Below are 9,583 nucleotides of genomic sequence, written 5' to 3' on the forward strand. Positions count from 1 at the left end.
AGCGCGGCCCTCGTCTATGGTGGCCCCGTCGGCCCCTCGCGACGCTAGGTCGAAAATCCCGCCAGGGCCGGAAGGCAGCAACGGTATCGATCGACGCGGGCGCCGAGGTCAGCCGGCGGGGCTACCGCCTTTTCAGGCACAGGCTATTCACTACCCCCTGCCGTTGCGACGGCATCATCGCCATTGCGACGGGGGCATCGCGAGGCGCGGCAGCAACGGTATCGATCGACGCGGGCGCCGAGGTCAGCCGGCGGGGCTACCGCCTTTTCAGGCACTGGCTATTCACTGTCGCCTGCCGTTGCGACGGCATCATCGCCATTGCGACGGCAGTATCGCGGGGCGCGGCAGCAACGGTATCGATCGACGCGGGCGCCGAGGTCAGCCGGCGGGGCTACCGCCTTTTCAGGCACTGGCTATTCACTGTCGCCTGCCGTTGCGACGGCATCATCGCCATTGCGACGGCAGTATCGCGGGGCGCGGCATCGACTATTCACTGTCTCCCGCTCCCGATACAGCGAACCGCTAGTCAGCGACGATGCCCAGTGCATCCGGCTCGCGGCCGGTGACCCAATAGTCGATCACCTGCCAACGCTGCGTATCGACGACGGCGATCCTGTCGCCTCCGCTGATCGCCACGTAGGCGCGCGGACGATCCGCCGCGACCACCACACCGATCGGCAGCGCCGCGTTGCCCAGCATCGTGGGCTGGTAGGTCACGTCCTCGCGCGACAACGGCACGGTCGCCACCGGGACTTTGGTACGTGCATTGAACACCGCGAGCGTCGCGGCACGTGCGTTGGTTACGAAGGCCAGCGAGCCATCCGCCGAGAACACCACGCGGATCGGGAACCCCTTGCTGCTCATGCGGCGCTTTACCGCCAACGTGCGCGGATCGTGCACGGTGACCGTACCGTCCTCGCGGTTCGTGACCCAGACTTCGGCCCCATCCGGCCGCACCGCCACGCCTTCGGCGCCCTTGCCTGCCGGCCGCTCCACCGTCTTCATGCCAGTCTGCAGGTCGATACGGCTCAGCGTGCCGGCCTGGATCTTGGTGAGCCAGGCGACCTTGCCATCCGCCGACGCGGCGACCATATGGCCAGTGCCGCCACCGACGTCGATCGCGCGTTCGATCTCACCGGACGCTACATTCACGAGCAGCAGGCTCGCGGAAGCTTCCGTCGTCACCAGCACGCGCTGACCGTCGGGCAGGAAGCGCAGGCCATGCGGCGCACCATGCTGCCCCAGATCGATCGAACGGGTCGGCCGACCGCCGACCAGGTCCAGTACCGACAGTGTGCTGCCGGTCTTGGCCCCGCCATAGTTCGTCACTACCGCTGAGCGGCCATCCGGCGCGACGGCGATTTCGTGCGGCGCCTCGCCGGTACGGAACTCGCCGACCCGGCGACCATCGCGCAACGACAGGCGCCACACCGTATCCGCGGACTTGTTGCCGACCAGCAGCTCCGCCGCCTCGACCGATGGCAACGGCAGAGCCGTCACCACGGCCGCGAACAGCGCCGCCCGCCACGTGATCATGCTTCCTCCGCCATCGGATGCAGCCAGTCCGCGTCGCCTTCGCGATAGTGTTCGCGCTTCCAGATCGGCACGCGGCGTTTCGTTTCATCGATGATGTAACGGCACGCGTCGAACGCCGCGCCACGGTGCGCCGCACTCACGCCGACCCAGACCGCCAGGTCGCCGATGGCCAGCGTCCCCACGCGATGCGCGCAGCAGGCTTCGATCACGTCGAAGCGCGCCTTCGCTTCGGCGATGATGCGTTCGCCCTCGCGTTCGGCCAGTGTCGCGTACGCCTCGTAATCGAGACCGTCCACCGCGCGTCCCGCATGGTGGTCGCGCACCCAGCCCTCGAAACTGGCGTAGCCACCGGCGCGCCGATCAAGCACCTGCGCGCGCAGCGACGCAATGTCCAGCGGCAGGTCCGACAACAGGAAGCCGGCCATGCTCAGCCTCCGCTCACGGGAGGAATGAAGGCGATCTCGCTGCCCGCTTTCGGCACATCGTCCCAGCGTGCGAACTCGCCATCCATCGCCACCCGGAGATGTCCGCGCGGCCAGGAGAATCCATGTCGCGCCTGCGCCTCGTCGTAGACGCCCGCCAGGTCCGCCGCCGCCGTGGATACCGTTTCGCGGTCGACACCTGCGCGCTCGCGCAGGCTGGCGAAGTACAGCAGCGTGACGTCCGCCATCAGACCTGCCCCACGTCGCGCTTGCCGCCTCGCTTGCCGACCAGTTTGGCCGGCCCCAGCACGATGGCATGCGACAGCGCCTTGCACATGTCGTAAACCGTCAGTGCGGCGACGGTGGCGCCGGTCAGCGCCTCCATTTCCACGCCCGTGCGATGCGTGGTGCGCACCTGGCAGTCGATGCGCAGCGCCTTATCGCCATCCCATTCGACGTTCAGGCGGCAGCCGTCGATCGGCAACGGGTGGCAGAACGGGATCAGCTCGTGCGTGCGCTTGACCGCCATCGTGCCCGCGATGATGGCGGTGTCCACGATGCCGCCCTTCGCGCTGCGCAGTCCATTCCGTTTCAGCTGGCGCGCGACCTCTGCCGGGAAGCGCACGCGGCAGGTAGCCAGCGCTTCGCGCGGCGTCGCCGTCTTGCCAGATACGTCGACCATGGCCGGTCGGCCGTCGGCATCCAGATGGGTCAGGGTGTTGCGGGGCATGCGGATCCTGGGGGATTCAACCGCCGATAAGATACATCTCGACACGCCGGCGGTCCCGCACATCCGGGGTGCCGCGCAGTTCGCTGTAGCGATCGCCGCGTGCGCGCCACGCCCGGGCGACATGCCCGGCCAGGGCTTCCTCGCCCTGCGCGATGACATCGCGCAGGGCGAGGCCATCCGAGGCGAACAGGCAGGTGAACAGGCGGCCATCGGCCGAGACGCGTGCCCGGTGGCAGTCGCCGCAGAACGGCGTACTGACCGAACTGACGAAGCCGATCTCGCCACCGCCATCGTCGAAGCCGTAGCGCTCGGCGACTTCGCCCCGGTAGTCCGCCTGCAACGGATGCAGCGGCCAGCGCGCGGCGATGCGGTCGCGCAATGCCGACGACGGGACCATCCGGTCCAGCTGCCAGTCGTTGCTGTCGCCCACGTCCATGAATTCGATGAAGCGTACGACATGACCGGTGCCGCGGAAGCGTTCTACCAGCGGCAGCACCTGGTCTTCGTTGACGCCCCGCTGCACGACGGCATTGATCTTCAGCCGCGAAAAGCCGGCGGTCACAGCAGCATCGATGCCTGCCAGCACATCACCCACCTGGCCACGCCGTCCCGACATCTCGGCGAACACCTGCGGATCCAGCGCATCCAGGCTCACGGTGACGCGACGCAGGCCTGCGTCGTGCAATGCCCTCGCCTGTTGCGCGAGCAACATGCCATTGGTGGTCAGGGCGATGTCGTCCAGGCCCGGGACGGCTGCCAGCCTGCCGACCAGCGCCGGCAGTCGCTTGCGCAGCAACGGCTCGCCACCGGTCAGGCGCAGCTTGCGCGTCCCCAGATGGACGAACGCACGCACCAGCGTTTCGATTTCATCGAAGGACAGCCGTTGGGACGCGTCGGTACCGTAGTCCTCCGGGACACGATCTGCCGGCATGCAATAACCGCAACGGAAATTGCAGGCATCGATGACCGACAGGCGCAGGTCGTGCAGCGGACGCCCCAGCAGGTCATGCGGCAGCGGAAGCGGGTTCACGGCAGCGCGGTCGGCAACGGCTCAGCCAGCGGAAGTCCCTCGCCCGCGGTCGCGACGCGATGGCCGCGCGCGCGCAGGGCCTCGGCATCCGCCGCGCTGGCGTAGTGATAGAGCACGCAACGGGTCAGCAGGGCCGCCGGATACTCGCGTTCCAGGTCATCGATGCCGCTGTGCGAAGGGTTGCCATGCAGCGCGCAGTCGTGCGCGATCACCTCCCCGGCATCGGCGTGGCGAGCAAGCATTTCGGGAATCGGGCGCGTGTCGCCGGTCCAGACCACGCTGCCGCGCAGGCGCAGGCCGAAAGCCGTGTCCGGCCAGTGGTGGCGTACCGGGAACACCTCCAGCCGCTGCCCGTCATGCCAGAACGCATCGCCCACCGGGATCAGCTGGAAGGCATCCCAGAAGTTCGCGCCGCCCTCGGCCAACACGTTCGGATAGCTGGCGATGCGCTGGTGCAGGAACGGTACCAACGGCGCCGGCACGTACAGGCGGACCTTGCCGCGTCGCGCCTCGTCGAAGTAGCTCGCCACGAACAGGCGCTCCATGCCGGCGACGTGGTCCAGATGCACGTGGGTGATGAAGACCGCATTCGGCATGCCGTCGTAGCGGGCCTGGTAGGCGGTCAGCCCTTCCCCGCCGCAGTCGATCGTCAGCCATGGCGCGCCGTCGCGCTCCAGCGTCGCCATCGCCGAGCCCAGCTCGACCGCGCCGGCATTGCCCACGCCCAGGAAGCGCAGCGTCCAGCCCATCTCAGTAGCCTCGCGACCAGGCGTGGTCGTAGGCGCGGCGGAGCTGGGCAAAGTCATGCCCCACCGCATCCTCGCTGCGCGCGCCGCGCAGCTTGATCAGGGAGCGCCGCAGCCGCGCCAGGTTCTGCTCGCGCCAGGCCGTGGCGGGAATACGCAGGCGGCCGCGGTCGAAATCGATCAGCCAGCCGTGTCCGCTGGCGTCGAAGAGGATGTTCTGCGCATTGAGGTCCGCGTGGTCCAGACCGGCCCGGTGGAAGCGCGCCACCAGCCGACCGGTGCTTTCCCACGGCGCATGTCCTTCGGCCTGCCCGGCGATGTCGGCGAGCGTGCGCACATCCAACAGCCGCTCCACCAGGATCGAGGCGCGATAGAACATGCCGTCGCGCACGTAGCTGGCCGCCACCGGACGCGGTACCGGCAGCCCGCGCGCCAGCAACGCGCGCGTCAGGCGGAATTCGGCGAAACTGCGGGTCCGGTCGGGCCCATGCCAGAGGTAGCGGTCCTGGCTGAAACGCGCCGCCAGCCCGCCGCGACGGTAGTGCCGTAGCACGCACTGGCTGGACGGCGCCTCGATGAACCAGGCACTGCCACGGCCACCGCTGTCCACCGGCCGGGCGCGCTCGCCCCACTTCTCCGGGACGAACCAGTCCGGATCCGCTTGCCGCAGGTGTTTGCGGTCGAACAGAATCGCACCGTATCCGCTGCCTTCGCGGAACGGCGTCAGGGATTCCGAGGCGTCAAAACCGACCATCCAGCGAGTCTAACAACACTTGTCCACGATTCCCCACTCACTGTGCCTGCTGCGCCTGTCCGCCCTCGGCGACGTGACCCACGTCGTGCCGCTGGTACGCACCCTGCAGCGGCATTGGCCGCACCTGCATCTGCACTGGGTGATCGACAAGGGTGGCTTCAAGCTGCTCGAAGGCCTGGAAGGCGTGAGCTTCCACACCTACGACAAGAAGACCGGGCTGGCCGGCATGCGAGCGCTGCGACGCGAACTGCCGAGCGGCCGCTTCGACGCGCTGCTGCAGATGCAGGTGGCGCTGCGCGCCAACCTGCTGTCGGCCTTCATCCCGGCCCGGCGACGGATCGGCTACGACCGCAGCCGCTCGAAGGACCTGCATGGCCTGGTCATCAACGAACGTATCCCCGACCGTCCGGGCATCCATGTGCTGGACGCGATGGGCAGCTTCTGCGAACCGCTGGGATTGAAGCAGGCCGAGATCGTATGGGACCTGCCGGTGCCCGCCGACGCGCACGCGTGGGCCGCTGCGCAATGGCCTGCCGACGCGACGCGGACGCTGGTGATTTCGCCCTGCTCCAGCCATTTGCGCCGCAACTGGTTCGCCGACCGCTATGCCGCCGTCGCCGACCATGCGGCAGCGCAGGGGTGGCGCGTGGTGCTGTGTGGCGGGCGTAGCGAACTGGAGCGCCAGACCGCGGACGCCATCATCGCCGCCATGCACGCACCGGTGCTGGACCTGGTCGGCAAGGACACGCTGAAGCAGTTGCCCGCCCTCTTGGCGCGCGCCGACCTGGTGATGACGCCCGATTCCGGTCCCATGCACATCGCCAATGCCATGGGCACCGCGGTGCTGGGCCTGCATGCGGCCAGCAATCCACGCCGCAGCGGCCCCTATTCCACGGTGCGCTACTGCGTGGACCGCTACGACGACGCCGCGCGCCGCTACAAGGGTCGGCCGGCCGCCGAGCTGAAGTGGGGCACCAAGATCGAGCACGACGGCGTGATGGAACTGGTCACCGTGGACGACGGCATCGCCGCCTTCGAGCGCTTCCGCGACGACGTCGCGGACTGAGCGCGGCTCGTCAGGGCGTGCCGGCGACCCGGTAGTCCTGGTACGACTTCTCTTCCACGTAGGCGGAGCCCAGCGCGAGGTTGATCGCCTTCTTGATGCGGGCGCGTTCGTCGTTCTCGAAGTAGACGCTGCGGGCCAGGCGGACGAAATCGTCGTCGAACGCCTGCGCCTTCTCCTTCAGGCGCACGTCGTCCTCGATCACCCACAGCCGCTCGTTGACCGCCTTCAGCTGGGCACGCAGCTCAACGATGTCGTTGCCCGCCACCGGATGGGCCATCCAGGTTTTTTCCAGCGCGGTGAGCTCGTCCCGCACGTGCGCCAGCTTGGCGGGGTCGCTCATGCGCTCGGACTTGATCTGCAGGATGGCGATCTTGTCCAGCAGCTCACCGAAGGACACGGGCACGAGGATCTCGGACATGGGGGGCTCCGGCGAAAGAAGGCCATTCTAGCGCCGCCGCAGCGGGCATCCCCGAGGAAGGCGGCCCAGAAAAGCAGAAGCCCCCTTGCGGGGGCTTGCCTGAAACTGGCGGAGAGGGAGGGATTCGAACCCTCGATACGCTATTAACGTATGCCTGATTTCGAGTCAGGTACATTCAACCACTCTGCCACCTCTCCGGTGGCCCCGGGCTTCCCCGGGGGCGTGCATGATACGTGGCGGACCGCATCCGGACAAGCGCGGCGCGCCCGCAGGCCGTTCACCGCATCACCTGCCCTCCACGTCGATGAACCCCGATTGGCTCCATCGGGACCATCTACCTTGTCCGATGTCCTGTCCGACCGGATCATTGCGTATGAGCGGATAGGAAAACGCCGTCCGCACAGACAGGGCACCATGATCGAATTCGGCCACATCTCCCACGTCGGCCTCAGGCGCGAGCTAAACGAGGACACCTACTACGGCGACAGCGAGCTGGGCCTGTGGCTGGTGGCCGATGGCATGGGCGGGCACGCCTGCGGCGAAGTGGCGAGCGCCCTGGCGCGCGAAACCATCGTGCGCGAGATCCGCGACGGCACGCCGCTCGCCCAGGCGATCCGCATCGCCGACGAGGAAATCATCCGCACCTCCCGTCGCCGCAACGACACCCTGCCCATGGGCACCACGGTCGTGGCCGCCCGTATCCAGGGCAACCGCTTCGAGGTCGCCTGGGTCGGCGACAGCCGCGCCTACCTGTGGCGCGAGGGCAACCTGGCCCAGCTGAGCCAGGACCACAGCTATGTGCAGGAACTGATCGCCCAGGGCGCATTGACCACCGAGCAGGCACGCACCCACCCGCACCGCAATGTCGTCACCCAGGCGCTGGGCGTCACCGATCCCAACCACCTCAACGTCGAAACCATGACCGGCGAGCTCCGTCCCGGCATGCAGCTGTTGCTTTGCAGCGACGGCCTGACCGAAGAAGTGGACGATCCCAGCATCGCCGCCACGCTGAAGCACGACGACTGCAGTGCGCAGGAATGCGTGGACACGCTGATCGCGGCGGCGCTGGATGGGGGCGGTTCGGACAACGTCACCGCCATCCTGGTGCGCTGTCACTGAGTCGCAGGAGGGCCGGTCAGCCGGCCTCGAGCACTGGCGGGTCCCACAGGCAGCGGCCACCCGCTTTTTTCCGCAGGGTCGCCAGGCGGGCTTCGTGCGCCGCCAGTTCGTCCGCCGACGCCGTGACCCGCGGGCGGGCGCCCGCGACAGCGGGATCGAAGTGATGGACCACCGCCGCCGACGCGCCCGGCGCGGCTTCCTCCGCGCCACCGAAGCCGATTTCACGCTGGCCGGCGGTCAGGTTGAGGTAGACGTCGCATAGCAACTGGGCATCGAGCAGCGCGCCGTGCAGCTGGCGGTGGGTGTTGTCCACGCCCAATCGCTTGCACAGCGCATCCAGCGAATTGCGCTGACCGGGGAAGCGCTGTCGCGCCAGCAGCAGCGAATCCTCGACCGTGACCCGGTCGGCCAGCCGGCCGTACTGCTCCCCGAGTCGCGACAGTTCGTAGTCGAGGAAACCCACGTCGAAAGCGGCGTTGTGGATCACCAGTTCGGCGCCGTCGATGAAAGCCAGGAACTCGTCGGCGATCGCCGCGAACAGCGGCTTGTCGGACAGGAACTCCAGGCTGAGACCGGTCACTTCCGCCGCACCCTGCTCGAATTCGCGCTGCGGATTGATGTACTGGTGGTAGGTCCGGCCGGTCGGACGGCGCTCCAGCAGCTCCACGCAGCCGATTTCGACGACGCGGTTGCCCTTCTTCCACTCAAGCCCGGTGGTTTCGGTGTCGAGGATGATCTGGCGCATCAGGCAGCGGCTTCCTTGGGGAGATGCAGATGGAACAGGTCCACCGCATGTTCGATCGCGGGGAGAACGATCATTCTGTCGAATTCGAATCCCAGTTTCTGCAACAGGCCAATCGAGGCGACGTTATCGGGATTGACGATGGCGTGCAGGCGGTCGATGCAGAGCCGGCTGCCGGCATCGGCGATCACCGCCCGCGCCGCCTCGAGTGCGAAGCCCTGCCCCGCATGCGCTGGCAACAATGCGTACCCCAAGTCGGGGCCGTCCAACCCGTCACGGCGGACCAGCCCGCAGTTGCCGATCAGCGCACCGGTATCCTTGCGCCGGATCGCATACATCCCGAAGCCATGTTGCGCGTAACTGCGCAGTGCGCCGTCGCGCAGATAGCCGCGCGCCTGCTCCAGCGTGCGGACGCCGCGGTCGGCGATGTTACGTATGAAGGCGGGATCGTTCAGCAGCGAGAGCATCAGCGCCACATCGGCATCATCGCGATCGGACATCGCGTGCAGCCGCAGGCGGGACGTCTCGGCGATGAGCTGGCCAGGCGCTATCGCCACCGTCACGCCACCGCTCCGTTGCGGAAACGCACGGCCGCGTTGCGCGCCAGCACGTCGACACGCTCGTTGTCCGGATCGCCGTTGTGGCCTTTGACCCACTTCCAGTCGATCCGGTGGCGCCCGGTCGCGGTGTGCAGCCGCTCCCACAGGTCCCGATTCTTCACCGGGTCGCCGCCGGCGGTTTTCCAGCCGCGTCGCACCCAGCCCGGCATCCACTCGGTAATGCCCTGCCGGACGTACTGCGAGTCGATATGGAGGGTGATCTCACAGCCTTCGGTCAGCACTTCCAGCGCCGCGATGGCCGCCATCAGCTCCATGCGGTTGTTGGTGGTCTGCGCTTCGCCACCGACGACCTCGCGCTCCTTTTCACCGTAGCGCAGGAGCGCCGCCCAGCCGCCGGGGCCGGGATTGCCCAGGCAGGAGCCATCGGTATGGATGCTGACGTGCTTCATGTGTCCTCGTG

13 protein-coding genes, 1 tRNA gene and 1 other RNA gene are annotated in these 9,583 nt (G+C 67.8%); 3 read left to right on the top strand and 12 right to left on the bottom strand.

Annotated features, from left to right (window positions below):
- The first annotated feature begins 25 nt into the window (after positions 1-25).
- An RNA gene (ffs, locus tag ACSQ1W_RS11180) (signal recognition particle sRNA small type) lies at positions 26-122 on the top strand.
- Between the two features lie 400 nt (positions 123-522).
- Here the strand turns inward: ffs and ACSQ1W_RS11185 are convergent.
- Genes ACSQ1W_RS11185 through ACSQ1W_RS11215 form a run of 7 tightly spaced genes read right to left on the bottom strand, consistent with a single transcriptional unit; the run spans position 523 to position 5,218 of the window.
- Positions 523-1,536, bottom strand: coding sequence for a Vgb family protein (locus ACSQ1W_RS11185; RefSeq protein WP_436043547.1), 1,014 nt, complete (start codon positions 1,534-1,536; stop codon positions 523-525).
- The gene (locus tag ACSQ1W_RS11190; RefSeq protein WP_436043548.1) at positions 1,533-1,961 is read right to left on the bottom strand and encodes a molybdenum cofactor biosynthesis protein MoaE; all 429 of its coding nucleotides are present in this window, start codon (positions 1,959-1,961) and stop codon (positions 1,533-1,535) included. Before ACSQ1W_RS11190 ends, ACSQ1W_RS11185 begins: the two co-directional genes overlap by 4 nt.
- A gap of 2 nt (positions 1,962-1,963) precedes the next feature.
- Positions 1,964-2,209 carry a MoaD/ThiS family protein gene (locus ACSQ1W_RS11195; protein WP_436046169.1) on the bottom strand — a complete coding sequence of 82 codons (246 nt, stop codon included), beginning with the start codon at positions 2,207-2,209 and terminating at the stop codon, positions 1,964-1,966.
- On the bottom strand, positions 2,206-2,688 hold the full coding sequence (gene moaC, locus ACSQ1W_RS11200) for a cyclic pyranopterin monophosphate synthase MoaC (protein WP_436043549.1): 483 nt from the start codon (positions 2,686-2,688) through the stop codon (positions 2,206-2,208). Before moaC ends, ACSQ1W_RS11195 begins: the two co-directional genes overlap by 4 nt.
- A gap of 16 nt (positions 2,689-2,704) precedes the next feature.
- The gene (moaA, locus tag ACSQ1W_RS11205; protein WP_436043551.1) at positions 2,705-3,718 is read right to left on the bottom strand and encodes a GTP 3',8-cyclase MoaA; all 1,014 of its coding nucleotides are present in this window, start codon (positions 3,716-3,718) and stop codon (positions 2,705-2,707) included.
- Positions 3,715-4,467 carry an MBL fold metallo-hydrolase gene (locus ACSQ1W_RS11210; protein ID WP_436046170.1) on the bottom strand — a complete coding sequence of 251 codons (753 nt, stop codon included), beginning with the start codon at positions 4,465-4,467 and terminating at the stop codon, positions 3,715-3,717. Before ACSQ1W_RS11210 ends, moaA begins: the two co-directional genes overlap by 4 nt.
- A 1-nt stretch (position 4,468) precedes the next feature.
- Entirely contained in the window at positions 4,469-5,218 is a 750-nt protein-coding gene (locus ACSQ1W_RS11215) for a 3-deoxy-D-manno-octulosonic acid kinase (RefSeq protein ID WP_436043553.1), read from the bottom strand.
- A 19-nt stretch (positions 5,219-5,237) separates the two neighbouring features.
- Between ACSQ1W_RS11215 and ACSQ1W_RS11220 the strand changes: the two genes are divergently transcribed.
- Positions 5,238-6,284 (top strand): glycosyltransferase family 9 protein, encoded by a 1,047-nt coding sequence (locus ACSQ1W_RS11220; protein WP_436043555.1) that lies wholly within the window; start codon positions 5,238-5,240, stop codon positions 6,282-6,284.
- 10 nt (positions 6,285-6,294) lie between these two features.
- Here ACSQ1W_RS11220 and ACSQ1W_RS11225 read toward each other — a convergent pair whose 3' ends face one another.
- Positions 6,295-6,702, bottom strand: coding sequence for a DUF6165 family protein (locus ACSQ1W_RS11225; RefSeq protein WP_192271637.1), 408 nt, complete (start codon positions 6,700-6,702; stop codon positions 6,295-6,297).
- Between the two features lie 106 nt (positions 6,703-6,808).
- A tRNA-Ser gene (locus ACSQ1W_RS11230) sits at positions 6,809-6,899 on the bottom strand.
- Between the two features lie 217 nt (positions 6,900-7,116).
- Between ACSQ1W_RS11230 and ACSQ1W_RS11235 the strand changes: the two genes are divergently transcribed.
- Entirely contained in the window at positions 7,117-7,821 is a 705-nt protein-coding gene (locus ACSQ1W_RS11235) for a PP2C family protein-serine/threonine phosphatase (protein WP_192271639.1), read from the top strand.
- 16 nt (positions 7,822-7,837) lie between these two features.
- Here the strand turns inward: ACSQ1W_RS11235 and dnaQ are convergent, their stop codons facing one another.
- The 3 genes from dnaQ to rnhA are packed head-to-tail and all read right to left on the bottom strand — an operon-like array spanning position 7,838 to position 9,572.
- On the bottom strand, positions 7,838-8,566 hold the full coding sequence (dnaQ, locus tag ACSQ1W_RS11240) for a DNA polymerase III subunit epsilon (protein WP_192271641.1): 729 nt from the start codon (positions 8,564-8,566) through the stop codon (positions 7,838-7,840).
- On the bottom strand, positions 8,566-9,126 hold the full coding sequence (locus tag ACSQ1W_RS11245) for a GNAT family N-acetyltransferase (RefSeq protein ID WP_436043558.1): 561 nt from the start codon (positions 9,124-9,126) through the stop codon (positions 8,566-8,568). Before ACSQ1W_RS11245 ends, dnaQ begins: the two co-directional genes overlap by 1 nt.
- Positions 9,123-9,572: a ribonuclease HI gene (gene rnhA, locus ACSQ1W_RS11250; RefSeq protein WP_436043560.1), complete on the bottom strand. Its 450-nt coding sequence runs from the start codon at positions 9,570-9,572 to the stop codon at positions 9,123-9,125. Before rnhA ends, ACSQ1W_RS11245 begins: the two co-directional genes overlap by 4 nt.
- Between the last annotated feature and the right edge of the window lie 11 nt (positions 9,573-9,583).

Origin of the sequence: Pseudoxanthomonas sp. LjRoot143, from assembly GCF_964252945.1 — a bacterium.
Taxonomy (GTDB): Bacteria; Pseudomonadota; Gammaproteobacteria; order Xanthomonadales; family Xanthomonadaceae; genus Pseudoxanthomonas_A.

What these genes read in the sequence shown, in the direction of transcription:
- ACSQ1W_RS11185 (WP_436043547.1), bottom strand. Translation starts at nt 1,536, where the DNA reads ATGATCACGTGGCGGGCGGCGCTGTTCGCGGCCGTGGTGACGGCTCTG.
- ACSQ1W_RS11190 (WP_436043548.1), bottom strand. Translation starts at nt 1,961, where the DNA reads ATGGCCGGCTTCCTGTTGTCGGACCTGCCGCTGGACATTGCGTCGCTG.
- moaC (WP_436043549.1), bottom strand. Translation starts at nt 2,688, where the DNA reads ATGCCCCGCAACACCCTGACCCATCTGGATGCCGACGGCCGACCGGCC.
- ACSQ1W_RS11210 (WP_436046170.1), bottom strand. Translation starts at nt 4,467, where the DNA reads ATGGGCTGGACGCTGCGCTTCCTGGGCGTGGGCAATGCCGGCGCGGTC.
- ACSQ1W_RS11215 (WP_436043553.1), bottom strand. Translation starts at nt 5,218, where the DNA reads ATGGTCGGTTTTGACGCCTCGGAATCCCTGACGCCGTTCCGCGAAGGC.
- ACSQ1W_RS11225 (WP_192271637.1), bottom strand. Translation starts at nt 6,702, where the DNA reads ATGTCCGAGATCCTCGTGCCCGTGTCCTTCGGTGAGCTGCTGGACAAG.
- ACSQ1W_RS11235 (WP_192271639.1), top strand. Translation starts at nt 7,117, where the DNA reads ATGATCGAATTCGGCCACATCTCCCACGTCGGCCTCAGGCGCGAGCTA.
- dnaQ (WP_192271641.1), bottom strand. Translation starts at nt 8,566, where the DNA reads ATGCGCCAGATCATCCTCGACACCGAAACCACCGGGCTTGAGTGGAAG.
- rnhA (WP_436043560.1), bottom strand. Translation starts at nt 9,572, where the DNA reads ATGAAGCACGTCAGCATCCATACCGATGGCTCCTGCCTGGGCAATCCC.